The 25,455-nt window shown below is 61.4% G+C and carries 25 protein-coding genes and 2 pseudogenes; 15 read left to right on the forward strand and 12 right to left on the reverse strand.

Going from position 1 to position 25,455, the window contains the following annotated elements:
* Nucleotides 1–41 precede the first annotated feature (41 nt).
* The 6 genes from VLA07_RS19575 to VLA07_RS19600 form a co-directional block, all read right to left on the reverse strand.
* Complete coding sequence (locus VLA07_RS19575) at nt 42–221, reverse strand: hypothetical protein (protein ID WP_097087152.1); 180 nt, start codon at nt 219–221, stop codon at nt 42–44.
* Nucleotides 222–378: 157 nt separating this feature from the next.
* Entirely contained in the window at nt 379–1,554 is a 1,176-nt protein-coding gene (locus tag VLA07_RS19580) for a lactonase family protein (protein WP_333990720.1), read from the reverse strand.
* On the reverse strand, nt 1,551–1,853 hold the full coding sequence (locus tag VLA07_RS19585; protein ID WP_330206136.1) for a DUF5629 family protein: 303 nt from the start codon (nt 1,851–1,853) through the stop codon (nt 1,551–1,553). The genes VLA07_RS19580 and VLA07_RS19585 overlap by 4 nt, the downstream gene beginning before the upstream one ends.
* 169 nt (nt 1,854–2,022) lie before the next feature.
* The gene (locus VLA07_RS19590; RefSeq protein ID WP_333990721.1) at nt 2,023–3,603 is read right to left on the reverse strand and encodes an aldehyde dehydrogenase (NADP(+)); all 1,581 of its coding nucleotides are present in this window, start codon (nt 3,601–3,603) and stop codon (nt 2,023–2,025) included.
* Nucleotides 3,604–3,612: 9 nt separating this feature from the next.
* The gene (gene araD1 / locus VLA07_RS19595; RefSeq protein WP_333990725.1) at nt 3,613–4,605 is read right to left on the reverse strand and encodes an AraD1 family protein; all 993 of its coding nucleotides are present in this window, start codon (nt 4,603–4,605) and stop codon (nt 3,613–3,615) included.
* A 146-nt stretch (nt 4,606–4,751) separates the two neighbouring features.
* A complete protein-coding gene (locus VLA07_RS19600) occupies nt 4,752–6,074 on the reverse strand; it encodes an MFS transporter (protein WP_007968618.1) in 1,323 nt (440 codons plus the stop codon).
* 194 nt (nt 6,075–6,268) lie between these two features.
* Here VLA07_RS19600 and VLA07_RS19605 point away from each other — a divergent pair, with 194 nt between their 5' ends.
* Both VLA07_RS19605 and VLA07_RS19610 read left to right on the forward strand, forming a co-directional pair.
* Nucleotides 6,269–8,005 (forward strand): IlvD/Edd family dehydratase, encoded by a 1,737-nt coding sequence (locus VLA07_RS19605; RefSeq protein ID WP_333990728.1) that lies wholly within the window; start codon nt 6,269–6,271, stop codon nt 8,003–8,005.
* 186 nt (nt 8,006–8,191) lie between these two features.
* Nucleotides 8,192–8,911: a FadR/GntR family transcriptional regulator gene (locus VLA07_RS19610; protein WP_007917986.1), complete on the forward strand. Its 720-nt coding sequence runs from the start codon at nt 8,192–8,194 to the stop codon at nt 8,909–8,911.
* Nucleotides 8,912–9,092: 181 nt separating this feature from the next.
* On the opposite strand, the gene VLA07_RS19615 is transcribed toward VLA07_RS19610, so the two are convergent.
* On the reverse strand, nt 9,093–11,477 hold the full coding sequence (locus VLA07_RS19615) for an efflux RND transporter permease subunit (protein WP_049827910.1): 2,385 nt from the start codon (nt 11,475–11,477) through the stop codon (nt 9,093–9,095).
* The gene (locus VLA07_RS19620; protein ID WP_027613078.1) at nt 11,474–12,517 is read right to left on the reverse strand and encodes a WD40/YVTN/BNR-like repeat-containing protein; all 1,044 of its coding nucleotides are present in this window, start codon (nt 12,515–12,517) and stop codon (nt 11,474–11,476) included. The genes VLA07_RS19615 and VLA07_RS19620 overlap by 4 nt, the downstream gene beginning before the upstream one ends.
* A gap of 436 nt (nt 12,518–12,953) precedes the next feature.
* Between VLA07_RS19620 and VLA07_RS19625 the strand changes: the two genes are divergently transcribed.
* The 7 genes from VLA07_RS19625 to VLA07_RS19660 all read left to right on the forward strand — a co-directional run bounded on the left by VLA07_RS19625 (nt 12,954) and on the right by VLA07_RS19660 (nt 18,287).
* A complete protein-coding gene (locus VLA07_RS19625) occupies nt 12,954–13,544 on the forward strand; it encodes an amino acid synthesis family protein (RefSeq protein WP_333990736.1) in 591 nt (196 codons plus the stop codon).
* A gap of 31 nt (nt 13,545–13,575) precedes the next feature.
* Nucleotides 13,576–14,409, forward strand: a complete 834-nt coding sequence (locus tag VLA07_RS19630; protein WP_333990738.1) for an alpha/beta fold hydrolase — start codon at nt 13,576–13,578, stop codon at nt 14,407–14,409.
* Complete coding sequence (locus VLA07_RS19635; RefSeq protein ID WP_096797225.1) at nt 14,406–15,887, forward strand: aldehyde dehydrogenase; 1,482 nt, start codon at nt 14,406–14,408, stop codon at nt 15,885–15,887. The genes VLA07_RS19630 and VLA07_RS19635 overlap by 4 nt, the downstream gene beginning before the upstream one ends.
* Before the next feature lie 12 nt (nt 15,888–15,899).
* A complete protein-coding gene (locus tag VLA07_RS19640; protein WP_115989588.1) occupies nt 15,900–16,385 on the forward strand; it encodes a flavin reductase family protein in 486 nt (161 codons plus the stop codon).
* Between the two features lie 136 nt (nt 16,386–16,521).
* Nucleotides 16,522–16,911: a carboxymuconolactone decarboxylase family protein gene (locus VLA07_RS19650; RefSeq protein ID WP_330206144.1), complete on the forward strand. Its 390-nt coding sequence runs from the start codon at nt 16,522–16,524 to the stop codon at nt 16,909–16,911.
* A gap of 58 nt (nt 16,912–16,969) precedes the next feature.
* Entirely contained in the window at nt 16,970–17,722 is a 753-nt protein-coding gene (locus tag VLA07_RS19655) for a GntR family transcriptional regulator (RefSeq protein WP_007968636.1), read from the forward strand.
* Nucleotide 17,723: 1 nt separating this feature from the next.
* Nucleotides 17,724–18,287: an NUDIX hydrolase gene (locus VLA07_RS19660; protein ID WP_041062549.1), complete on the forward strand. Its 564-nt coding sequence runs from the start codon at nt 17,724–17,726 to the stop codon at nt 18,285–18,287.
* 124 nt (nt 18,288–18,411) lie between these two features.
* On the opposite strand, the gene VLA07_RS19665 is transcribed toward VLA07_RS19660, so the two are convergent.
* Nucleotides 18,412–18,708, reverse strand: coding sequence for a DUF1330 domain-containing protein (locus VLA07_RS19665; protein ID WP_027613071.1), 297 nt, complete (start codon nt 18,706–18,708; stop codon nt 18,412–18,414).
* Nucleotides 18,709–18,776: 68 nt separating this feature from the next.
* On the opposite strand from VLA07_RS19665, the gene ribBA reads away from it, so the two are divergent.
* The 6 genes and pseudogenes from ribBA to VLA07_RS19695 form a co-directional block, all read left to right on the forward strand.
* Nucleotides 18,777–19,886, forward strand: coding sequence for a bifunctional 3,4-dihydroxy-2-butanone-4-phosphate synthase/GTP cyclohydrolase II (gene ribBA / locus VLA07_RS19670; protein ID WP_333990745.1), 1,110 nt, complete (start codon nt 18,777–18,779; stop codon nt 19,884–19,886).
* A gap of 320 nt (nt 19,887–20,206) precedes the next feature.
* Entirely contained in the window at nt 20,207–21,232 is a 1,026-nt protein-coding gene (locus VLA07_RS19675) for an ABC transporter substrate-binding protein (protein WP_135295989.1), read from the forward strand.
* The gene (locus VLA07_RS19680) at nt 21,229–22,143 is read left to right on the forward strand and encodes an ABC transporter permease (RefSeq protein ID WP_097087131.1); all 915 of its coding nucleotides are present in this window, start codon (nt 21,229–21,231) and stop codon (nt 22,141–22,143) included. The genes VLA07_RS19675 and VLA07_RS19680 overlap by 4 nt, the downstream gene beginning before the upstream one ends.
* 6 nt (nt 22,144–22,149) lie before the next feature.
* Nucleotides 22,150–22,959, forward strand: coding sequence for an ABC transporter permease (locus tag VLA07_RS19685; RefSeq protein ID WP_025111627.1), 810 nt, complete (start codon nt 22,150–22,152; stop codon nt 22,957–22,959).
* A 17-nt stretch (nt 22,960–22,976) separates the two neighbouring features.
* Complete coding sequence (locus tag VLA07_RS19690) at nt 22,977–24,131, forward strand: ABC transporter ATP-binding protein (protein WP_333990749.1); 1,155 nt, start codon at nt 22,977–22,979, stop codon at nt 24,129–24,131.
* Nucleotides 24,128–24,250 (forward strand): annotated as a pseudogene (locus VLA07_RS19695) (metal ABC transporter ATP-binding protein); the annotation flags it as partial. The gene VLA07_RS19690 and the pseudogene VLA07_RS19695, both read left to right, overlap by 4 nt.
* Nucleotides 24,251–24,263: 13 nt before the next feature.
* On the opposite strand, the pseudogene VLA07_RS19700 reads toward VLA07_RS19695, so the two are convergent.
* The 3 genes and pseudogenes from VLA07_RS19700 to VLA07_RS19710 form a co-directional block, all read right to left on the reverse strand.
* Nucleotides 24,264–24,395, reverse strand: a pseudogene (locus VLA07_RS19700) (type I methionyl aminopeptidase); the annotation flags it as partial.
* A complete protein-coding gene (gene map, locus VLA07_RS19705) occupies nt 24,380–25,168 on the reverse strand; it encodes a type I methionyl aminopeptidase (protein WP_333990752.1) in 789 nt (262 codons plus the stop codon). The pseudogene VLA07_RS19700 and the gene map, both read right to left, overlap by 16 nt.
* Nucleotides 25,165–25,392: a ParD-like family protein gene (locus VLA07_RS19710; RefSeq protein WP_333990754.1), complete on the reverse strand. Its 228-nt coding sequence runs from the start codon at nt 25,390–25,392 to the stop codon at nt 25,165–25,167. The genes map and VLA07_RS19710 overlap by 4 nt, the downstream gene beginning before the upstream one ends.
* Nucleotides 25,393–25,455 lie beyond the last annotated feature (63 nt).

The following is a 25,455-nucleotide window of genomic DNA, read 5'->3' on the forward strand; positions in this document are numbered from 1 at the left end:
CCTTCGGCAGCTCCTACAGGGAGTTGTTCGAAGCGGGCATTTCAGTGTTGGGCTTTGTGATCCAGCGCGGCGTAGAAGTTGGCGCTCTGTTGCAGATACTTCTGGGTGTAGCTCTGGGTGTGGGATTTTTTGCTGCTGATTTCAGCGTTGGCACTGGCTGGCAATGCAACGGTCGCGGAGATGGCGGAAGCGGCGATGATCGAGAAGAGATTGAAGTTCATGGCGGTAACCCTCGTGTTCGGTTGGCTTGCTTTGCCCGGTTGGGCCGTGAAGCAAACTTAACGCTCGAGGGTTGATCGCCTGAAATGCTTTGTAGCATTACCGGATATCAGCGCGATTAATACAACGAGACAGGCCCCGCAAACCGGGGCCTGTGGCTTATTGTCGCACTAGAAACTTCAGATCGCTCGGGGCGTCCATCGGCAGTTTTTGCACGGTTTTGCCGAGCAGACCGGTCTTGGCGTCGCGCTCGACGACGACAATTTCGTTGCTCTTCTGGTTGGCGATCAGCAGAAACTTGCCGCTCGGATCGAGGCTGAACTCACGCGGGTGATCGCCTTCAACTGAGCGTTTTTGCAGCTCTTTGAGCTGTCCGTTCGCCGGATCGATGCTGAACACCAGCAGTTGATTGGCGGTGCCACGGTTGCTGACGTAGAGGAACTTGCCATCGGCCGAGGCATGCAGCGCGGCGGCGGCTTTGTCCGAGGTCGGCTGACCGGCGGCCAGATCGACCATTTGCGTCTGGGTCAGCACGCCGTCGTGGTAGTCGAACACCGCGACCTGCGCGCTCATTTCCATGGTCAGCCAGGCATGCTTGCCGTCGGCACTGAATAGCAGATGACGCGGGCCACTGCCGGCCGGCAGGCTCACCGAAGCGGTTTTCGCCGGGGTCAGCGGCAGGTCCGGGTTGGCCTTCGGGTCGAACTGGTAGATGAAGACCTTGTCCGCACCGAGGTCGTTGGAGAACACGTAGCGACCATCCGGCGAGGACACCGTCGAGTGCACGTGGTTCGAGGCCTGACGCTCGGGATTGACCCGGCTCGCCGGGTGCGCACTCATCTGCACCACCGGTTTGAGTTTGCCATCGGCGCCGACCGGCAACACCGCGAGGGTGCCACCCGGATCTTCGACCACCGAATAGTTGCTGACGAACAGATGGCTGGCATCGCCGCTGAGGCTCGAATGGGTCGGCTCGTTGCCCAGGCTCTGCACTTGATTGATCAGGGTCAGGGCGTGGGTCTTGGGATCGATCGAGTAGCTGCTGACACGGCCGACCGGGTCTTTCTGGCCGGGGCCGTTTTCATTGACCACGAACAGTTGCTTCTGGTCTTTGGACAGGGTCAGCCACGACGGGTTTTCGCTCTTCACCACTTGCAGCGGCTTGGCAGCGATCTGTCCGGTGGCGCTATCGAAATTCATTCGATAGATGCCTTGGCTGGTGCCGGCGGTGTAGGAGCCCACCAGCAATTGATAGGTCTCGGCGCTGGCACTGGAAAGGCCCATCGCACCGACACTGCCGGCCATCAGCATTGGCCAGAATTTACGCATGTTCATTGATCATCTTCCTCGTCATCGCTGCTGCTGACTACATCACCGAGGCAGACCAGACGGTGCTCGCCGATGGTTTTGGTATCGCTGGCGTAGCCATTGATGAGCCAGCTCTGCAGGTCTTCATCAAACGTTGCTGCTTCAACCTGAGCCGGCGTGAATTCCCAATGCTTGGCCTCTCGGCCGTCGATGCATTCGATGTGCAGGTTGTCGTCTTCGTCGAGGGCGAATTCGAAGGCGTGCAGGCCGTCGATTTCGACCATGCCGCAGTGTTCGAGGGCGTTGAGAAGGGTTTGGGCAGTCATGGCAAACAGTCTTTCTTAGGGGGGAAAGGGCCAATGATAGCTCATTGTCGTGCCCGGCCCTTGTAGGAGTGAGCCTGCTCGCGATGGCGGTGTGTCATCCAACCAAGATGTCGAATGTGAAACCGCTATCGCGAGCAGGCTCACTCCTACAGGGGATTTGCGGTGTGGGTTAGAAGGCGTCGCGTGAGGGCTTGCCATCCACCAGCCGCTGAATGCGCAACGGATTGCCATTCTTCAGCGGTTCCGGCAACAAGCTGTCGGGGTAATTCTGGAAGCACACCGGGCGCAGGAACCGGTCGATCGCCAGCGTCCCCACCGACGTTCCGCGCGCATCGGATGTCGCCGGATACGGCCCGCCATGCACCATCGAATCACACACTTCCACACCCGTCGGATAGCCATTGAGCAGGATCCGTCCGACTTTCTGTTCGAGCAGCGGTGTCAGTTCCGGGAAGCGTTCGAAGTCGTCCAGTTCGCCGATCATCGTTGCCGTCAGCTGGCCGTGCAGCCCATGCAACGCCGCGCTCAGCTCGGCCTTGTCCGCCACTTCGACGATGACTGTGGTCGGGCCAAATACTTCTTCCTGCAGCACTTCATCGCCGTTGATCAACAGGCTGACGTCTGCCTTGAACAGTTGCGGCTGCGCCTGACTTCCCTGCTGCGCATTACCCGTCAGATGCTCGATGCCGGAATGCGCCAGCAACCTGTGCAGACCTTTGCCATAGCTGCCGAGGGTGCCGGCGTTGAGCATGGTCTGCGCCGGTTGGTCGCCAATCAGCCCGGCGACTTGCTGGACGAAGGCGCTGAATTGCGGCGAGCGGATACCGATGACCAAACCCGGATTGGTGCAGAACTGGCCGCAGCCCTGCACCACTGAAGCGGTCAGGTCGCGGGCAATGGTTTCCGAGCGCTCAGCCAAGGCTTGAGGCAGAACGATCACCGGGTTGATGCTCGACATCTCGGCGAACACCGGGATCGGTTGCGGCCGCGCCGCTGCCATGTCGTAGAGTGCCCGACCGCCCTTGAGCGAACCGGTGAAGCCGACGGCCTGAATCGCCGGATGTTTGACCAGCCATTCACCGACGCCACCGCCGTAGATCATGTTGAATACACCGGCCGGCATCGCGGTTTTTTCGGCGGCACGAATCAGTGCGTCGGCAACAAGTTCAGCGGTTGCCATGTGGCCGCTGTGGGCCTTGAACACCACCGGGCAGCCGGCGGCCAGCGCCGCAGCGGTGTCGCCACCGGCCGTGGAGAACGCCAGCGGGAAGTTGCTCGCACCGAACACTGCGACAGGGCCGAGGCCAATGCGGTATTGGCGCAGATCTGGACGCGGCAATGGCTGACGATCCGGCAACGGCAAATCGATTCGCGCACCATAGAAATCACCGCGCCGCAGGACTTTGGCGAACAAGCGCATCTGGCCGCTGGTACGCCCGCGCTCGCCCTGAATCCGCCCCGCCGGCAGCGCGGTTTCGCGGCAGACCAGCGCGACGAAATCATCACCCAAGGCATCCAGTTCATCGGCAATCGCGTCGAGAAATTGCGCGCGGCGTTCGGCGCTGAGGCTGCGATAGGCCGGGTACGCTGCTGCGGCGGCTTTGGCGGCGGCATCGACTTCGGCTTCAGTCGCTTGAATGAAATCGTACGGCAGCTGTTCGCCGGTGGTCGCGTCGACGCTTTGCAGTTTCACATTGCCCGCTGCGCTGCGCTGTCCGCCAATGTAGTTGTGACCGAGAATCTGAGTCATGGGAGCTCCTTAAAGGGTGCCGATGCTGTCCGGTTGAAAAGCCGCTGCTGCCGGGGCTATGCCGTTGACCAGCGGTGCGCCGAATTCGGCCTGGCTGATTTCAAACCGGTCGCCCGGTTGAGTGCGGATGCCATCGGCGAACGACAGGGTCGCGGTGCCGAAAAAGTGGATGTGCACGTCGCCGGGACGCAGGAACTGGCGGTATTTGAAATGGTGGTATTCGAGGTTGGCGAGGCTGTGGCACATGTTGGCTTCGCCGCTGAGAAATTCATTTTCCCACAGCACTTCGCCGTTACGCAGGATGCGGCTGGTGCCAGCCAGATGCTGCGGCAACTCACCGGTGCGCAGTTCCGGGCCGTAGCTGCAACTACGCAGTTTCGAGTGGGCCAGGTACAGGTAATTCTTGCGCTCCATGACGTGGTCGGAGAACTCGTTGCCCACCGCGAAACCGAGGCGATACGGTTTGCCGTCGTGGCCGATGACGTAGAGCCCGGCCATTTCCGGTTCCTCGCCGGCATCCTCGGCAAACGGTGGCAACGGGAACGCCTCGCCCGGACGCACGACGATGCTGCCGTCGCCCTTGTAGAACCATTCCGGCTGCACGCCCGCCTGCCCCGCCGCCGGTTTGCCGCCCTCCACGCCCCATTTGAAGATGCGCATGGTGTCGGTCATTTGCGCTTCGTCGCCAGCCTGCTGGTGCATCTTGTCCCGCGCCGAGGCGCTGCCCAAATGCGTCAGGCCGGTACCGCTGACCAGCAGGTGCGCCGGGTCCGGGTGATCCAGCGGCGGCAGGATGCGCCGGTCTTTGAGCAACTGCGCATAGTCATGACTGATGCCCAGGCCGTGGGTTTGTACTGCCTGTTCAAGGGTGGTGCGGGCTTCGATGGCGGCCAGCGCGAGATCGCGTACGCTGCGGGCGTCCTGCACTTCGCGGATCAGCCCGTTGTCGACCACGCCGACGCGGCGCTCGCCGTTAATCAATTCGAATTGAACCAGATGCATATGTCCTCTCCTGTTTTAGTGGGAACACCGCAGCCCCCTGTAGGAGTGAGCCTGCTCGCGATTGCGGTGTGTCAATCACCATAAATATTGAATGTGCCGGCCTCATCGCGAGCAGGCTCACTCCTACAAGGGTCGGTACCAGCCAGTCAGGTACGGGTGGCACCGCGCGCACTGGCGGCGAACTGCTCGACCGGCAGCACGTGTTTGCGCTCAAGCACGCGGTAGACGATTCCGGTAAGAATCAAACCGAACACCATCACCCCGCTGAGGAAATACAGCCCCGAAGCCAGATTCCCGGTGTACTCCTTCAACGCCCCGATCACGAACGGCCCGATGTAGCCACCGAGGTTGCCCACCGAGTTGATCAGCGCGATCCCCGCCGCCGCACTCGCACCGGCAAAGAATCGTCCCGGCAAGGTCCAGAACACCGCGGTGCAGGAAAACAGCGCGAACGCCACCAGGCACAGCGCCGCCAGTTGCGCCACCGGCAGGGTCAGCCACGCGCTGAAGAACAGGCCCAGCGCACCCAGTACATAGAGCACCGCCAGATGGCCGTAGCGATCATTCATGCGGTCGGAGCTGCGCGGCACGATCAGCAGGCCGACGATGCCGAAGATGTACGGCACCGCCGAGACGAAACCGGTCACCAGATCGCTGCCGCCGAACTGTTTGATCAGCGTCGGCAGCCACAGGCCGAGGCCATAAATACTCAGGGTCACCGGCAGGTAAAACAGCGCCAGCAGCAGCACGCGTTTGTCCTTGAGTGCATGCAGCGGGTTGCCGTGACGGGTCTGGCCGTATTCCTGCAAATCCTTTTTCAGTTCGCCGGTCAGCCAGTCTTTCTCGGCCTGATCCATCCACTTCACGTTCTGCGGGCCATCGGGCAGCCAGCGCAATACCGGCCAGGTCAGGAGGATCGCCGGGGTGCCGATGACGATGAACAGCCACTGCCAGCCGTGCAGCCCGAGGATGCCGTCCATGCCCAGCAAGCCGCCGGACACCGGGCCGGTGATCATCATCGCGATCGGCTGGGAGAGGATGAACAGGCCGAGGATCTTGCCGCGATGGCGCACCGGGAACCATTGGGTGATGTAGTAGAGAACGCCGGGGAAGAACCCCGCCTCCGCCGCGCCGAGCAGAAAGCGCATCACGTAGAAACTGTGCGGCCCCTGGACGAACGCCATGCCGATGGTGATTGCGCCCCAGGTGATCATGATCCGCGCAAACCAGCGCCGCGCACCGAAGCGTTCGAGCATGAGGTTGCTGGGGATTTCGAGAAGAAAGTAACCGATGAAAAACAGCCCGGCACCGAGGCCATAGGCCGCGTCACCGATGCCGATGTCGGCGCCCATGTGCAGCTTGGCGAAGCCGACGGCGGAGCGATCCACATAGGCGATCAGGTACAGCAGGATCAGGAAGGGAATCAGTTTCAGCGTGATGCGCCGGACAAGCCGCAGTTCCTGGCTCATGGGATCGGTCTCCGATTGTTGTTTTTATAGAACCTCGGGGGACGCCTCTCGCGGAAAACCGCCAGGGCCAATCCCTCCGTCGAAAACGACTATATAGTAATACTAATTAGCCAACAACACTTCCAAAGCGGCGATTTTGCGCTTATGTTTAGCCGTGACTCGCAAACAATAGTCTTACAATAAGAGAACCGATCATGTCTGAGAAGAAACCCACCCTGCGCTCGGCCCAATGGTTTGGCACTGCCGACAAGAACGGCTTCATGTACCGCAGCTGGATGAAGAATCAGGGCATCGCCGACCACCAGTTTCACGGCAAGCCGATCATCGGCATCTGCAACACCTGGTCGGAACTGACCCCGTGCAACGCACATTTCCGCCAGATTGCGGAGCACGTCAAACGCGGGGTGATCGAGGCTGGCGGCTTTCCGGTGGAATTCCCGGTGTTCTCCAATGGCGAGTCAAACCTGCGCCCGACCGCCATGCTCACCCGCAACCTGGCGAGCATGGACGTTGAAGAGGCGATTCGCGGCAATCCGATTGACGGCGTGGTGCTGCTGACTGGCTGCGACAAGACCACCCCGGCGCTGCTGATGGGCGCGGCCAGTTGCGACGTGCCGGCGATCGTCGTCACCGGCGGGCCGATGCTCAACGGCAAGCACAAGGGCAAGGACATCGGCTCGGGCACGGTGGTCTGGCAGCTCAGCGAGCAGGTCAAGGCCGGCACCATCACCATCGACGACTTCCTCGCGGCCGAGGGCGGCATGTCGCGCTCGGCGGGTACCTGCAACACCATGGGCACCGCTTCGACCATGGCTTGCATGGCCGAAGCACTGGGCACGTCGTTGCCGCACAACGCGGCGATTCCGGCGGTGGATGCGCGACGTTACGTGTTGGCGCACATGTCCGGCATGCGCGCGGTGGAGATGGTGCGCGAAGACTTGCGCCTGTCGAAGATCCTGACCAAGGAAGCTTTTGAAAACGCCATTCGGGTCAACGCGGCTATTGGCGGTTCGACCAACGCGGTGATCCACCTGAAAGCCATCGCCGGGCGCATCGGTGTCGAGCTGGATCTGGACGACTGGACCCGCACTGGGCGCGGCATGCCGACCATTGTCGACCTGCAACCGTCCGGGCGTTTCCTGATGGAAGAGTTTTATTACGCTGGCGGCTTGCCGGCGGTGCTGCGGCGTCTCGGCGAGGCCAATCTGATCCCCAATCCGAACGCGCTGACGGTCAACGGCAAGACGCTGGGCGAGAACACCAAGGACGCGCCGATCTACGGCGAGGACGAAGTGATCCGTACCCTTGACAATCCGATCCGCGCTGACGGCGGTATCTGCGTGCTGCGCGGCAACCTGGCGCCGCTCGGTGCGGTGCTCAAGCCGTCCGCCGCTACGCCTGAGCTGATGCAGCATCGCGGTCGTGCGGTGGTGTTCGAGAACTTCGACATGTACAAGGCGCGGATCAATGATCCGGAACTGGATGTCGATAAAGACTCGATCCTGGTGATGAAGAATTGCGGGCCGAAGGGTTATCCGGGCATGGCCGAGGTCGGCAACATGGGCTTGCCGGCCAAGCTGCTGGCTCAGGGCGTGACCGACATGGTGCGCATCTCGGATGCACGGATGAGCGGCACCGCGTACGGCACCGTGGTTTTGCACGTTGCCCCGGAAGCGGCGGCCGGCGGGCCGTTGGCGGTGGTGCAGGAAGGCGACTGGATCGAGCTGGATTGCGCCAGCGGGCGTTTGCATCTGGACATTCCGGATGCCGAACTGGCGGCGCGCATGGCGGATCTGCAACCACCGCAGCAGTTGTTGGTGGGTGGCTATCGTCAGCTGTACATCGACCATGTGCTGCAGGCGGATCAGGGCTGTGACTTCGACTTCCTCGTTGGTTGTCGAGGGGCGGAAGTCCCGCGTCATTCCCACTGACACCACAGATCTACTGTAGGAGTGAGCCTGCTCGCGATAGCGGTCCGCCAGTTGGTACACATGCTGACTGACACACCGCCATCGCGAGCAGGCTCACTCCTACATTTGCTATGCATCAGCCTCAAGATCGCCGCACGCCTGCTATGATGCGCGGCATCTCCATCGCTCAGGATCGCGCCGTTCCCCATGGATTACCGCAAACCTTCCGACCGTAAAAGCATGCACTCGCGCATTGTCCAGGAACTGGGCATGCAGATCGTCTCCGGACGTTTTTTGCCCGACGACAAACTGCCCGCCGAAGCGCTGTTGTGCGAGGAATACGCGGTCAGCCGTCCGGTGTTGCGCGAAGCCACGCGGGTGCTGGTGGCCAAGGGGCTGGTGTATTCAAAACCGCGGGTCGGCACGGTGGTCAAGGCCCGTCGCGAGTGGCACATGCTCGACCCGGACGTGCTGCACTGGCTGATGCAAAGCAGCCCGCAGAATGAATTCTTCAATGTGCTGACCAGTGTGCGCAGCATCATCGAACCGGCCGCTGCCGCCCTCGCCGCCCAGCACGCTACAGAGGCCGACATCGCCGCCATCGGCGAGGCCTATCAACGCATGGAAGCAGCGCCGACACCGGAAGCCTTGCTGCAACCGGACCTGGACTTCCACAGCCGCATCGCCGACGCGACCCATAACGATCTGCTGGCGAACCTGTGCAACATGCTTTCGGTGGCGATTGCCGAGGCGTTGAAGCATTCGAATCAACGGCCGAATCTGCATGAACTGGCGTTGCCGAGGCACAAAGCGATTCTTACGGCGATCGAGAACCGTGATGCGCTGGGTGCAAGGCATGCAACGCTGGTGCAGCTGGATGATGCGCGCAGTGCGCTTAGCGTCGTGCTAGGCACCGAGCTCTCCTGACACACCACAAATCCCCTGTGGGAGCGGGCTTGCTCGCGAATGCGGTGTGTCAGTCGGCACAAACTTATCTGACACACTGCATTCGCGAGCAAGCCCGCTCCCACAGGGGTTCAGCGTGAAGTTCAAGGCATAAAAAAGCCGCAACCCCAAGGTTGCGGCTTCGTCGTTTCAGGCATCCGGATCAGTGAGCAAACAGCGAATTGCCCTTCTGCCCCGCCAGCTTCTCCGGTTTGATCAGGAACTTCGCCAGCGCCGGCAGCAGCCACAGCGCACCGAACATGTTCCACAGCAGCATGAAGGTCAGCATCAGGCCCATGTCGGCCTGGAACTTGATCGCCGAGAAGATCCAGGTGCACACGCCGATGGCCAGGCACAGACCGGTGAACAGCACCGCTTTACCGGTGGATTTCAGGGTCTGGTAATAGGCTTCCTGCAACGGCAGCCCGGCGCGCAGGAAACTTTCCAGTCGGCTGTAGATGTAGATCCCGTAGTCCACGCCGATCCCCACGCCCAGCGCCACCACCGGCAGGGTCGCGACCTTGACGCCGATGCCCATGAACGCCATTAGCGCGTTGCCCAGCACCGAGGTCAGCACCAGCGGCAGGACGATGCACAGGGTCGCCGCCCATGAACGGAAGGTGATCATGCACATCACCGCGACGCAGATGTACACCAGGATCAGGATGGTCAGCTCGGCCTGTTTGATCACTTCATTGGTGGCCGCTTCGATCCCGGCGTTACCGGCAGCGAGGATGAATTCCAGACCGTCCTTGTTGTTGGCCTTGGCGAATTCCTGCACCGCGTGTACCGCGCGGTCGAGGGTTTCGGCCTTGTGGTCGTTGAGGAAGATCAACACCGGCGCCAGCGAACAGCTGTTGTTGTACAGGCCGTCGGCACGGGCAATCGAGTTGTTCAGCACGTCCGGGTTGCGCGACAGGGTTTCCCACTTCAGGTTGCCCTCGTTCATGCCCTTGATCATCTGCTTGGACACGGTCACCAGCGAGATCGCCGACTGCACGCCCTCGGTGTTCTGCATCTTCCACATCAGCTCGTCGATCGGTGCCATCGCTTCGTAGCGCGAACAGCCTTCGGTGGCGGTCTTGACCATCACCACCAGCACATCGGAGCTGGTGGAGTAGTTGTTGATGATGAAATTGTTGTCCTTGTTGTAGCGCGAGTCCGGACGCAGCTCCGGTGCACCCTGGTCGAGGTCGCCGATTTTCAGGTTCTGGCTGTACCAGAGGCCGCCGCCGAAAGCGATCAGCGCCAGAGCGATGGAGATCGGTGCGACTTTCGGGCTGGCGAAGTTCGACAGGAAGCGCCAGAACGGATGTTCGCGATTCGCGTCCTTCTTGCTCTTGGCGATGGCGCGCTTGCTGATGCCGACATAGGAAATCGCTACCGGCAGCAGGATCAGGTTGGTGAACACGATCACCGCCACGCCGATTGACGCACCGATCGCCAGTTCGCGGATCACCCCGATGTCGATGATCAACAAGGTGATGAAGCCCACGGCGTCGGCGAGAATCGCGATCATCCCCGGCAGGAACAGTTGCCGGAAGGTGCGCCGCGCCGCAGTCAGGGCGTTGTCCGCCTCACTCGATTGCAGGGCGATCCCGTTGATCTTCTGCACACCGTGGGAAATGCCGATGGCGAAGATCAGGAACGGCACCAGCATCGAGTACGGATCCAGCCCGAAACCGAAGAAGTGCATCAGCCCGAGCTGCCAGACCACCGCCACCAGCGTGGTGCTCAACACCGCAACGGTGCTGCGCAGGCAGTTGGTGAACCACAGCAGCAGGATCAGGGTGATGACGAAAGCGATGCCGAAGAACATCACCACCATCACCAGCCCGTCGATCAGGTCACCGACCTTCTTGGCGAAACCGACGATGTGGATCTTGACGTTGGGGTTCTGTGCTTCGAACTTGTTGCGGATCTTGTCTTCGAGCTCATGGGAGAACTTCCGATAGTCCAGGGCGAGCAACTTGCCCTGGTCCTGCGGGTCCGGGTAGGACTCCAGCAGCGGGATGTCGACGATGCTCGACTTGAAGTCGTTGGACACCAGCCGCCCAACCTGCCCGGATTTGAGGACGTTGTTGCGCAGCATGTCGAGGCTGTCCGGCGAGCCATCGTAGCTCTGCGGAATCACTTCACCGCCGGCGAAACCCTCTTCGGTCACTTCAGTCCAGCGTACGCTCGGGCTCCACAGCGACTTGAGACCGGAGCGGTCGACGCCGGAGATGTAGAACACCTCGTCGTTGATCTGCCGCAGGGTCTCCATGTACTCCCTGGAGAAGATGTCGCCGTCTTTAGCCTCTACCGAAATCCGTACGGTGTTGCCCAGGTTCGCCAGGTCGTTGCGGTGCTCCATCATCTTTTCGATGAACGGATGCTTGAGCGGGATCATTTTTTCGAAACTGGTGGACGGCCGGATCAGCGTGGCCTGCCAGAACAGGAAGATGCTGACCACCAGGCAGATCAGGATCACGGCCGGGCGGTTGTTGAAAATCAGACGTTCGAGGAGCGTCGCTTTGTCCTGCTGAGGAGTGATCAAGGAAGTCATAGCCCCGCCTTCTTATTATTGATTTCGGCGCCGTTTGGCTGCGTGGTGTGCACGCCGCCCTGCCCGGTCAGAATCAGATTGCCGTCGCCGGCCGCAGTGACCGAGGACAGCGAGATGCGGTCCGGGCGGTTGAACACGCTGAAGGTTTCGCCGTTGTCGCTGCTGCTGATCACCGAGCCGCCGTTGCCGACGATCACAATCGAGCCATCCGCGAGCAGGGTCGCGCCGGACAGACCGAACTCCAGCGCACCGCGCGCGGCCTTGAGTTCGACCTGCTGCCAGGTGCTGCCGAAATCGCTGGAGCGGTAGAGGTTGCCGCGCAGGCCGTAGGCCAACAGAGTCTGCGCCTGCGCGGTGCCGATCACGCCGAACAGCGAGCCTTGATACGGGCCCTGGATTTTCTCCCAGGTCTGGCCCCAGTCCGGGGAGCGGAACATGCTGCCCTGCTCGCCGACGATGAACAGCCCGGCGTCCTTGACGGCGGCGATGGCGTTGAGGTGGAACTGATCCTGATTGTCGAGGCGGTCGCTGACGTCTTGCCAGTTCTTGCCGCCGTCGGTGGTTTCCAGCAGCGCACCGTAAGCACCGACCGCAACACCGTGATTAACGTCCTGGAACCAGACGTCGAGCAGCGGTGCTTCGCGCTTGAGGTCTTCGAACTGTTTGCTCCAGGTCAGGCCGCCGTCTTCGCTGGCGAGAATCTGCGCGTCGTGACCGACCGCCCAGCCGTGCTTGTCGTCGACGAAATACACCGCCGTCAGCAGTTGCCGGGTCGGCACCTTGGCCTGGGTCCAGGTCTTGCCCTGGTCATCGGAATAGAGAATGTGCCCGCGATCACCCACCGCCACCAACCGGGTGCCGGCGTGGACTACATCGAGTATCAGGCTTTTGGCGGCTTTGGCCGATTCGGTGGAATACACCCCGTCGGCGGGCGCTTCGGCGGCCAGCACGGGTGCCGACAAGGCAGCACAGCCCAGCAGTGTGAGGGCTGTGGCCAGCAACGCGGTGTTGCGAAACGCCGGCGGGCGGCAACGACTCATAGACCTTCCCCTATTTATTATTGTTAGGCCATTGGGCCTTAGGGCGCCGCAAGGGTGCTCGTGGTGACTGACAGGTCACAAGCATAGCCGTGAAACCCGCAGTCCAGAGCGCCTTGGGAAGCTGGCTCATCCTATCGGGCTTTGGAAACGTCTGACAATCGGCGCCACGTTATCTTTTGTTAACCAAATCGGCGGGTGATTTCACTGTAGGAGTGAGCCTGCTCGCGATAGCGGTGGATCAGGTTAGAAATTGCCGTCTGACACACCGCTATCGCGAGCAGGCTCACTCCTACAGGGGGTGTGGGTGTTGTGGGATTTGAATACACCGCCATTCGCCGGATGGATCCGGCAAATCTTGCGTGGGGGACTTGCACGATCGGTATTATGGTATACCATCAGACGCACAGACACTCTCAATCCCCCTACGGAGCAGCTCATGAGTTTCGAAATTCGCAAGATCGTCAGCTATGTCGAAGAAACCTTCATCGAAGGCGGCAAGGCCACTGACAAGCCAGTGACCATGGTTGGCCTGGCCGTGGTGATGAAGAACCCGTGGGTCGGCAACGGTTTCGTCGAGGATCTGAAACCGCAGATCCGCGCCAACTGCTCCGACCTCGGCGCCATGATGGTCGAGCGTCTGGTGGGCATCATCGGCGGCGCCGAGAAGATCGAGGCGTACGGCAAAGCGGCAGTGGTCGGCGCCGACGGTGAGATCGAACACGCCTCGGCGGTGATCCACACCTTGCGCTTCGGCAACCACTACCGCGAGGCGGTCAAGGCCAAGAGCTACCTGAGCTTCACCAACAAGCGCGGCGGCCCGGGCACTTCGATTCAGATCCCGATGATGCACAAGGACGACGAAGGGATGCGCTCGCACTACATCACTCTGGAAATGCAGATCGAAGACGCGCCGCGTGCCGACGAAATCGTCGTGGTGCTCGGTTGCGCCGACGGTGGCCGCCTGCACCCGCGCATCGGCAACCGCTACATCGATCTGGAAGAACTGGCCGCCGAAAAAGCCCAGTAATCACAATAAAAAGGCATTGCAGGAGCGCTCCATGATTCGGCTCACCGCTGAACTCACCCCGGCTGGCACCAGTTACCTGGCGACCGGCCAAGGCCAGCCCGTGGTCTTGATCCACGGCGTGGGCCTGAACAAAGAAATGTGGGGCGGCCAGATCGTTGGCCTGTCTGCCCAATACCAGGTGATCGCCTACGACATGCTCGGCCACGGCGCCAGCCCGCGCCCGGCCAGCGGCACCGGCCTGCTCGGTTATGCCGATCAGTTGCTGGAGCTGCTCGATCACCTGAATCTGCCCCAGGCAGCGGTGATCGGTTTCTCCATGGGCGGACTGGTGGCACGGGCGTTTGCCCTGCACTACCCGGAGCGCCTGCAAAGCCTGGTGGTGCTCAACAGCGTGTTCAACCGCAGCGAAGAACAGCGTGCCGGGGTCATCGCGCGCACTGCACAAGCTGCGGAACACGGGCCGGATGCCAATGCCGAAGCGGCGCTGTCGCGCTGGTTCAGCCGTGAATATCAGGCGGCCAACCCGGCGCAGATCGCAGCCATTCGTCAGACCCTGGCCGGCAACGACCCGCAGGGTTACCTGACCACCTACGAATTGTTCGCCACGCAGGACATGTACCGCGCCGACGACCTCGGCAGCATTCAGGCGCCGACGCTGATCGCCACCGGCGAACTCGACCCCGGTTCCACCCCGGAAATGGCCGAGCAACTGGCCCGACGCATCCCCGGCGCGAAGGTTGCGGTGCTGCCCGAGCAACGGCATATGATGCCGGTAGAGTCGCCACGGCTGGTCAATCAGACGCTGCTGGAATTCCTCGAATACGCACACTCCCGACAAAACCATATAAAGGGGATCGTTGCATGACACTCGCACGCTTCCAGATGTGCATCGGCGGAGAATGGGTCGACGCCCTCTCCGGCAAGACCTTCGAAAGCCTCAACCCGGCCAGCGCGCAAGCCTGGGCCGAACTGCCCGATGCCGATGAAGCCGACGTCGAACGCGCGGTGCAAGCAGCACAAAGCGCATTCGACAGCCCGGCCTGGCGCGGCCTCACCGCCACCGCACGCGGCAAACTGCTGCGGCGTCTCGGTGACCTGATCGCAGAAAACAAGGAACAACTGGCGCAGCTGGAAAGCCGCGACAACGGCAAGCTGATCCGCGAAACCCGGGGTCAGGTCGGCTATCTGCCGGAGTTCTTCCACTACACCGCAGGCCTGGCCGACAAGCTCGAAGGCGGCACCCTGCCGCTGGACAAGCCCGACCTGTTTGCCTACACCGTGCACGAAGCGATGGGTGTGGTTGCCGCGATCATTCCGTGGAACAGCCCGCTGTACCTGACCGCGATCAAACTGGCGCCGGCCCTCGCGGCCGGCAACACCATCGTGATCAAGCCGTCCGAGCACGCCTCGGCGACCATCCTTGAGCTGGCGCGTCTGGCCCTCGAAGCCGGGATTCCGCCGGGCGTGGTCAACGTCGTCACCGGTTACGGCCCGAGCACCGGCGCCGCCCTCACCCGTCATCCGCTGATCCGCAAGATCGCCTTCACCGGCGGCGCGGCCACGGCCCGGCACGTGGTGCGCAGCAGCGCCGAGAACTTCGCCAAGCTGTCGCTGGAACTCGGCGGCAAATCGCCGAACATCATCTTCGCCGACGCCGATCTGGACAGCGCGATCAACGGCGCGATTGCCGGGATCTATGCGGCCTCGGGCCAGAGCTGCGTGTCCGGCTCACGTTTGTTGGTACAGGACGAAATCTACGACGAGTTCGTCAATCGCCTGGTCGAACGCGCCCAGCGCATCCGCATCGGCAACCCGCAGGAAGACCACAGCGAAATGGGTCCGATGGCCACCGCGCAGCAATTGGCGGTGGTCGAAGGTCTGGTGGCTGATGCCCTTGCTGAAGGCGCGCGGTTGCGCACCGGCGGCAAGCGTCCGACCGATCTCGGTGACGGCTGGTTCTACGAGCCGACGCTGTTCGAGTGCGACCGCAACTCGATGAAGATCATGCAGGAAGAAGTCTTCGGCCCGGTGGCATCGGTGATTCGCTTCAAAGACGAAGCCGAGGCGCTGGCAATCGCCAACGACTCGCAATTCGGCCTCGCCGCCGGCATCTGGACTCGCGACCTGGGCCGCGCCCATCGTCTGGCGCGGGATGTGCGTTCGGGAATCATCTGGGTCAATACCTACCGTGCGGTGTCGGCGATGGCGCCGATCGGCGGCTTCAAGAACAGTGGCTATGGACGCGAAAGCGGCATCGATTCGGTGCTGGCCTACACCGAACTGAAAACGGTGTGGATCAATCTCTCTCAGGCTCCGATGCCTGATCCGTTTGTGATGCGCTAGGAGTCCTGCGACATGATCGAACCCGGCATTTACAAAGACGTCATGAGCTCGTTTCCGTCAGGGGTCACGGTGGTCACCACCCTCGACCCGGAGGGCGCCATCGTCGGCATCACCGCCAGCGCCTTCAGCGCGCTGTCGATTGATCCGGCGCTGGTGCTGTTCTGCCCCAACTACGCTTCCGACACCTACCCGGTGCTGCGCGACAGCAAGAAGTTCGCGATCCATTTGCTGTCCGCCGACCAGACCGCCGAGGCCTACGCTTTCGCCGGTAAAGGCAAGGACAAGGCTAACGGCATCGAGTGGCATTTGAGCGAGCTCGGTAACCCGATCCTCGCCAAGGCCACGGCGATCATTGAGTGCGAGTTGTGGCGTGAATACGACGGTGGTGATCACGCGATCATTGTCGGCGCGGTGAAGAACCTGATCCTGCCCGAGCAACCGGTGACGCCGATGATTTATCACAAGGGCAAGCTTGGGCCGTTGCCAACCCTGGCCTGATTAACACACCCAAATCCCAATGTGGGAGCGGGCTTGCTCGCGAATGCGGTGGATCATTCAACATTGATGTCGACTGACACGACGCATTCGCGAGCAAGCCCGCTCCCACAGGGGAAACAGGGTGACAGGAGGAATGATGAGCATCGAAAAGTACGAAAAAGGTCTGAAAATCCGCACCCAGGTGCTGGGCGAAGCCTACGTGCAGCGCTCCATCGACAACGCCGACGACTTCACCCGCCCGCTGCAGGAAATGGTCACCGAATACTGCTGGGGCCACGTCTGGGGCCGTGAGGGTTTGTCGCTCAAGGAGCGCAGCATGATCAACCTGGCGATGATCTCGGCGCTCAACCGCCCGCACGAACTCAAGCTGCATGTGCGCGGCGCCTTGCGTAACGGCCTGAGTCGTGAGCAAATACGCGAAATTCTGCTTCAGGTCGGTATTTATTGCGGCGTCCCGGCAGCCGTGGACAGTTTCCGGCTCGCCCGTGAAGCCTTCGCCGAAGCCGACGCCGAGGCCTCCAGTTAACCCCTCGGCTGTTTAGATGCCCGTCTGGCATGGACAGCCAACTTCAAGAGCGGACCCCATGAAACGCCAGCCACTCGACGACAGCTTCAAGGTCAATCGCAACCCCGTTACCCTGCGCGAAATCGTGCTGGATAAACTGCGTAGCGCGATCATGAATTTTCAGCTCATGCCCGGTGATCGTCTGGTCGAACGCGATCTGTGCGATCGCCTCGGTGTCAGCCGCACGTCGGTGCGCGAAGCCTTGCGTCACCTGGAGTCTGAAGGTCTGGTCGAGTTCGCCGATGCCAAAGGCCCACGGGTGGCGATCATCACCCTCGCCGATGCGGTCGACATCTACGAGCTGCGCTGCGTGCTCGAGGGTCTGATCGTCCAGCTGTTCACCCTGCGTGCCAAGGCCAAGGACATCAAGGCCCTGGAAAAAGCCCTCGACGAGAACCGCAAGGCGCTCAAGGACGGCGAGCTACAACAGGTGATCGACTCGGTACAGGGCTTCTACGACGTGCTGCTCGAAGGCTCGGGCAACCACGTTGCGGCCACTCAGTTGCGCCAGTTGCAGGCGCGCATCAGCTACCTGCGGGCGACCTCGGTGTCCCAGGAAAACCGGCGCGGCGCCAGTAACCACGAGATGGAAAAAATGGTCGAGGCGATCAAGAGCGGCGATCCGCTGGCGGCGCATCAGGCCTGTGTCGATCACGTACGCGCCGCTGCCGCCGTGGCCCTCGATTATCTCAAGCGCAAACAGGAAGAGACCGGCGCCACGCCGAACATCACCCTGCCGATCGCGCTGAAAGAACCGCGTATAGGTCACTGACATGTTCAGCCCGAGCTTTTGCCCGAAATGCGGTGGCCCTGACCTCGGTCAGCAGGTACCGCCGGGCGATACGCACGAGCGCCTGATGTGCCGCGGCTGCGGCTACATCCACTATGTGAACCCGAAAATCATCGCCGGCTGCATCATCGAGCAGGACGGCAAATATCTCTTGTGCCAACGGGCGATCCCCCCGCGCCCGGGCACCTGGACGCTGCCGGCCGGCTTCATGGAAAGCGGCGAGACCACCGAGCAGGCGGCGCTGCGCGAAGTCTGGGAAGAAAGCGGCGTGCGCGCGGAAATCGTCTCGCCATACTCGATTTTCAGCGTGCCGAAGATCAGCGAGGTGTACATCATCTTCCGCGCAATCGCGCTGGAGATCACCGGGCAGTACGGCCCGGAAACCCTCGACTACAAATTCTTCGCCCCTGAAGACATTCCGTGGGAGCAGATCTATTACCCGGCGATCCGGCAGATTCTCGAGCGTTACATCGAGGAGCGTCAGGCCGGGGTGTATGGGATCTACATGGGCAATGATGACAGCGGCAAGATCCACTTTATCCGCTGAGGATCACCTTCGCCCCTGTGGGAGCGGGCTTGCTCGCGAAGGCGGTGTGTCAGTCGATAGAAATGTTGAATGATTGACCGCCTTCGCGAGCAAGCCCGCTCCCACAGGGGATTTGTGGTGTTGCTTAAAGTGGGGCGATGCCTTCTACGATGACGATCTCCGCCCTCGCCCATTCCTCGCGATAACGTTTCGCCTCCTGATACGCCGCCGAGTGGTAGCACGCCACGGCCTTCTCATAGCTCTCGAATTCGATCACCACGCTACGCTGAGGAGTAGCCCTGCCCTCCAGCGCTTCGCTGCGTCCGCCCCGGGCCAGAAATTTCGCGCCGAACGCGGCGAAGGCTGCCGGTGCGCGCTGGGTGTATTGGCTGTAGTGCTCGGCATCGTCGACATCCACGTGGGCAATCCAGTACGCCTTCATAGTGACCTCTTTGTTGATTTTGTATTATGGTATACCAATATATTTCCAACAAACCCTGAGAGTCCAGCATGGCCTTCAACAGCATCGAAGAAATCCTCGAAGATTATCGCCTCGGCAAAATGGTCCTGCTGGTCGATGACGAAGATCGGGAAAACGAAGGCGACCTGCTGCTGGCCGCCGACTGCTGCACGCCCGAGGCGATCAGTTTCATGGCGCGTGAAGCGCGCGGGTTGATCTGCCTGACGCTGACCGACGAACACTGCCAGCGCCTGGGCCTAGAGCAAATGGTGCCGAGCAATGGCAGCGTGTTCAGCACCGCGTTTACCGTGTCGATTGAAGCGGCGATCGGGGTCACCACTGGCATTTCTGCAGCTGACCGCGCCCGCACGGTCGCGGCCGCTGTGGCCAAAGACGCCCGCGCTGAAGACCTGGTGCAGCCTGGGCACATCTTCCCGCTGCGCGCCAAGGAAGGCGGCGTGCTGACCCGCGCCGGCCACACCGAAGCCGGCTGCGACCTCGCCCGCCTCGCCGGTTTCACCCCAGCCTCGGTGATCGTCGAGGTGATGAACGATGACGGCACCATGGCCCGCCGCCCGGATCTGGAAGTGTTCGCGCGCAAGCACGGAATCAAGATCGGCACCATCGCTGACCTGATTCATTATCGCCTGAGCACCGAGCACACCATCGAACGCATCGGCGAACGCGAACTGCCGACGGTGCATGGCACTTTTCGTCTGATCACCTTTGAAGACCGCATTGAGGGTGGCGTGCACATGGCGATGGTCATGGGCGATCTGCGCCGCGAAGAGCCGACGCTGGTGCGTGTGCATGTCATTGATCCGCTGCGTGATCTGGTCGGCGCCGAGTACAGCGGGCCAAGCAACTGGACGCTGTGGGCGGCGTTGCAACGGGTCGCGGCGGAAGGTCATGGCGTTGTGGTGGTGTTGGCCAATCATGAATCGTCGCAGGCGCTACTCGAGCGCGTGCCGCAACTGACCCAGCCGCCTAGGCAGTTCAGTCGCTCGCAATCGCGGATTTATTCGGAGGTGGGCACCGGGGCGCAGATTCTGCAGAACCTGGGGGTGGGCAAGCTGCGGCATCTTGGGCCGCCATTGAAATATGCGGGGCTGACCGGGTATGACCTGGAAGTGGTCGAGAGCATCCCCTTCAGCGAATAATCCACGCCAACCACAATTCCAACTGTAGGAGTGAGCCTGCTCGCGATAGCGGTGGATCAGCCAACATCATCGCAGAACGTCACACCGCTTTCGCGAGCAGGCTCACTCCTACAGGGTTTTGCATTTCAATTTAATTCCCTCGAGCTCACAAAAAGCCCATCCGCCAGATAACCGGTAAGGCAAAGTGCTTGCACAAAGTTTGGAATACCATAATATGATATTCCATAGACCGGACGACCTGAAAAACCGTCCGGCTACTGCTCCCGACAGGCGGGCAACAACGCAAGCCCGCTCAAAAACACAACAATGAGGGCGTAAAAATGGTGTTGAACAAAGCTGCAACCGCAATCCTTTTTGCGGGACTGCTGAGCGTGACCGGCCAGGCTGCAATGGCCGCCGAAAGCGTGAACTTCGTCAGCTGGGGCGGTAGCACCCAGGATGCGCAGAAACAGGCCTGGGCCGATCCATTCAGCAAGGCCAGCGGCATCACCGTGGTGCAGGACGGCCCGACCGACTACGGCAAACTCAAGGCCATGGTCGAAAGCGGCAACGTGCAATGGGACGTGGTCGATGTCGAAGCCGACTTTGCCCTGCGTGCCGCTTCCGAGGGCCTGCTCGAACCCCTCGATTTCAAAGTCATCCAGCGCGACAAGATCGACCCGCGTTTCGTCAGCGATTACGGCGTCGGCTCGTTCTTCTTCTCCTTCGTCCTCGGCTACAACGAGGGCAAGCTCGGCGCCGCCAAGCCGCAAGACTGGACCGCGCTGTTCGACACCAAGACCTACCCCGGCAAACGCGCCCTGTACAAATGGCCGAGCCCCGGCGTGCTCGAACTGGCGCTGCTGGCCGACGGCGTAGCGGCTGACAAGCTCTACCCGCTGGATCTGGATCGCGCCTTCAAGAAACTCGACACCATCAAGAAAGACATCGTCTGGTGGGGCGGCGGCGCGCAGTCGCAACAACTGCTGGCCTCCGGTGAAGCGAGCATGGGCCAGTTCTGGAACGGCCGGATTCATGCCCTGCAAGAAGATGGCGCACCCGTCGGTGTGAGCTGGAAACAGAACCTGGTCATGGCCGACATTCTGGTGATTCCAAAGGGTTCGAAAAACAAGGACGCGGCGATGAAGTTTCTGGCCAACGCCAGCAGTGCCAAAGGCCAGGCCGACTTCTCCAACCTGACCGCCTACGCCCCGGTCAACGTCGACAGCGTGGCGCGCCTGGACTCGGTGCTGGCCCCGAACCTGCCGACGGCTTACGCCAAGGATCAGATCACTCTTGATTTCGCGTACTGGGCCAAGAACGGTCAAGCCATCGCGACACGGTGGAACGAATGGCTGGTCAAATGAAAATGGCGGCTGCTGCGCCTCGTCCTGCAACGGTGACCGGGAGCGCCACCGGCGCTACCGGCTCGACCCACACCTTCAGACAACGCTGGAAAGGTGCCGGCAACCTGGTCCCGGCACTGCTGTTCCTCGGCCTGTTCTTTCTCGCGCCGTTGATTGGCCTGCTGTTGCGCGGCGTGCTCGAACCGACCCCGGGCCTTGGCAACTATGAACAACTGTTCGCCAACTCGGCGTATGCGCGGGTGCTGCTCAACACCTTCTCGGTGGCCGGGCTGGTGACGATTTTCAGCCTGTTGCTGGGCTTTCCGCTGGCTTGGGCGATCACGTTGGTGCCGCGCGGCTGGGGCCGCTGGATCCTCAATATCGTGCTGCTATCGATGTGGACCAGCCTGCTCGCCCGCACCTATTCGTGGCTGGTGCTGCTGCAAGCTTCGGGGGTGATCAACAAGGCGCTGATGGCGCTGGGCATCATCGATCAGCCGCTGGAAATGGTGCACAACCTGACCGGCGTGGTGATCGGCATGAGCTACATCATGATCCCGTTCATCGTGCTGCCGTTGCAGGCGACCATGCAGGCCATCGACCCGATGATCCTGCAGGCCGGCTCGATCTGCGGCGCCAGCCCGTGGACCAACTTCTTCCGGGTGTTCCTGCCGCTGTGCCGGCCGGGTCTGGCCTCCGGTGGTTTGATGGTGTTCGTGATGTCGCTCGGGTACTACGTCACCCCGGCGCTGCTGGGTGGGGCGCAGAACATGATGCTGCCGGAGTTCATCATTCAGCAGGTGCAATCGTTCCTCAACTGGGGCCTGGCCAGTGCCGGCGCCGCGTTGCTGATCGCGATCACCCTGGTGCTGTTCTACTTCTACCTGAAGCTTCAGCCGGAATCCCCGGTTGGCGCCAGCAACGCGAGGTAAGCCGAGATGCTCCTGACTCCCAATGCCATGAGCCGGCGGATGCGTTTCGGGCTCTACGCAACCACCGGTTTGATCGGCCTGTTCCTGCTGTTGCCGATAGTCTTCATCGTCCTGCTGTCGTTCGGCTCATCGCAGTGGCTGGTGTTCCCGCCGCCGGGCTGGACGCTGAAATGGTACGGCCAGTTCTTCTCCAACGCCGACTGGATGAACGCTGCGGCGGCCAGCCTCAAGGTCGCCGTGTTGACCACAATCTGCGCCGTGGCCCTCGGTCTGCCAACCGCATTTGCTCTGGTGCGCGGGCGTTTTCCCGGACGGGAAATGCTCTACGGCCTGTTCACCCTGCCGATGATCGTGCCGCTGGTGATCATCGCCGTGGCGGTGTACGCGCTGTTTCTCAAGCTCGGTTACACCGGGACCATGTTTGCGTTCGTGGTCAGCCATGTGATCGTCGCGCTGCCGTTCACCATCATCTCGATCATCAACTCGCTGAAGCTGTTCGATCAGTCGATTGAAGACGCGGCGGTGATCTGCGGTGCCTCACGCCTGCAAGCGGTGTTCAAGGTGACGTTCCCGGCGATTCGCCCGGGCATGGTGGCCGGCGCCCTCTTCGCCTTTCTGGTTTCGTGGGACGAAGTAGTGCTCAGCGTGATGATGGCTAGCCCGACCCTGCAAACTCTTCCCGTGAAAATGTGGACCACCCTGCGCCAGGACCTGACCCCGGTGATCGCCGTCGCTTCGACGCTGCTGATCGGCCTGTCGGTATTGGTCATGGTGATCGCCGCCGCGCTGCGCCGGCGCAACGAAATCAGCGCCTGAGCGCCCAGGAGTACGACATGAGTGCCGTGATCAAAGACGCATCCCAGCAGAACGACAAACCCCTGGTCAGCCTGCGCAATCTGAACAAGCACTACGGCGACTTTGCCGCCGTCGACAACATCTCGCTGGACATCAAGGACGGCGAGTTCCTGACCTTCCTCGGCTCCAGCGGCTCGGGCAAAAGCACCACGCTGTCGATGCTCGCCGGGTTCGAAACCCCGAGCTGCGGCGAGATCCTGGTCAACGGTCAGTCGCTGGTCAACGTGCCGCCGCACAAGCGCGACATTGGCATGGTGTTCCAGCGCTATTCGCTGTTCCCGCATCTGTCGGTGCGCGACAACATCGCCTTTCCGCTGGCGATCCGCAAACTCGCCGCCGCCGAACGTGACAAGCGTGTCGATGCGATGTTGAAACTGGTGCAGCTCGAACAATTCGCCCATCGCCGCCCTTCGCAACTCTCTGGCGGGCAACAGCAACGCGTCGCCATCGCCCGGGCGCTGGTCTACGAGCCACGCATTCTGCTGATGGACGAACCGCTCGGTGCGCTGGATAAAAAACTGCGTGAAGACTTGCAGGATGAACTGCGCCAGCTGCATCGACGCCTGGGCATCACCATCGTCTACGTGACCCACGATCAGGAAGAAACCATGCGCCTGTCGCAGCGCATCGCGATTTTCAGTCACGGCAAGATTGTTGGTTTGGGCAGCGGTTATGACCTTTATCAGAATCCGCCGAATGCGTTTGTCGCGTCGTTCCTCGGCAACTCGAACTTCCTCAAGCTCAAGGCCCAAGGCAACGCGGCGGCGAGTTTCGAGGGGCAGTCGTTGTCGATTCGCCTGACTGCCGGGTTGCACACCGATCAGGACGTATTGTTGATGGTGCGGCCGGAAAAGGCTGTGGCACTGAGCGTGCAGCAGGCGAGCGATGAGCCGCTGGCAGCGGGTTGGAATGAGGTGTCGGCGCAGGTGGTGGAAGTGTTGTTTCTCGGCGAAAGCCAGACCTGCAGCGTGATCACTGCGGGCGGTACTTCGATGACGGTGAAAGCGCTGTCGGCGGCGGGCATGCCGCTCAAGGCTGGCGACCCGGTGCGGGTGCGCTGGGCCACGGCGGATGCCTGCGTCTACACCGAATGGACTGAAAGCGACCTCAACAAAGCGGCCGGTTCTCACTGAGAATCTCGGCAGCACCGCGAATCCCCCCTGTGGGAGCGGGCTTGCTCGCGAAGGCGACGTGTCAGTCACTGTTTATGTTGAATGACACACCGCATTCGCGAGCAAGCCCGCTCCCACAGTTTTTTGTGGCGCTTAGCTAATTGGTGCAAACCCTTCAATCTGATCCGGCCAGGCGGTGAGGATTTCGAAGCCGGTTTCGGTCACCGCGACCATATGCTCCCACTGCGCCGACAGCGAGCCATCCTTGGTCAGCACCGTCCAGCCNCTTCAATCTGATCCGGCCAGGCGGTGAGGATTTCGAAGCCGGTTTCGGTCACCGCGACCATATGCTCCCACTGCGCCGACAGCGAGCCATCCTTGGTCAGCACCGTCCAGCCGTCCGGCATGTTCTTCACATGGCGCTTGCCGGCATTGAGCATGGGTTCGACGGTGAAGATCATCCCCGCCTTGAGCTTCATGCCCTGATTGGGAAAACCGTAATGCAGGATCTGCGGTTCATCGTGATACACCTTGCCAATGCCATGCCCGCAATACTCGCGCACCACGCTGAAACCTTCGCTCTCCGCCAGGCTCTGGATCGCATGACCGATGTCGCCCAGTGTCGCGCCCGGACGCACCCTGCGAATGCCGGCGCACATGGCGTCGTAGGTGGTCTTGATCAGGTGTTGTGCTTCAGGCGTCGCCTCGCCGACCACGTACATGCGGCTGGTGTCGCCGAACCAGCCATCCTTGATTACCGCGATGTCGAGATTGACGATGTCGCCGTCTTTCAGCGGTGTGCCCGACGGGATGCCGTGGCACACCACGTCGTTGACCGAGGCGCAGACGGTTTTCGGGAAACCGTGATAACCGACGTTGGCCGGAATGGCTTTCTGCACGTTGACGATGTAATTGTTGCACAACCGATCCAGCTCATCGGTCGTCACCCCAGCCTTGACGTGCGGCACCAGCATCGCCAGCACTTCGGCGGCGAGTTTGCCCGCCGCACGCGACTTCGCGATTTCCGCAGGGGTATTGATCTTGATCTGGTTTCTCATGCGCTGACGGCTTCCTGAGTCAGTTGATGCAGATCCAGCCCGCCGTTCTGTTCGGCGCGGATCAGCAAGCGGCAAATGGCGTTGTGGTCGAGGTTGGGGTGCAGCTCGGCGAGCATGCCGATGCGCATCCAGTGCTCGGCCTGCGCGTTGATCGAGCGGCTGAGCGCGGTGCTGGAGATACGCAGGTTCTCGTGCATGTCTTCTGAAATCTTTACGATGCCCATATCCGAATCCGATACGAAGTGTATATGAATCGTATATTAGCCAAGGGACGCCCACGATTGCAA

Source organism: Pseudomonas sp. S3(2024), from assembly GCF_036861315.1.
Taxonomy (GTDB): Bacteria; Pseudomonadota; Gammaproteobacteria; order Pseudomonadales; family Pseudomonadaceae; genus Aquipseudomonas; species Aquipseudomonas putida_A.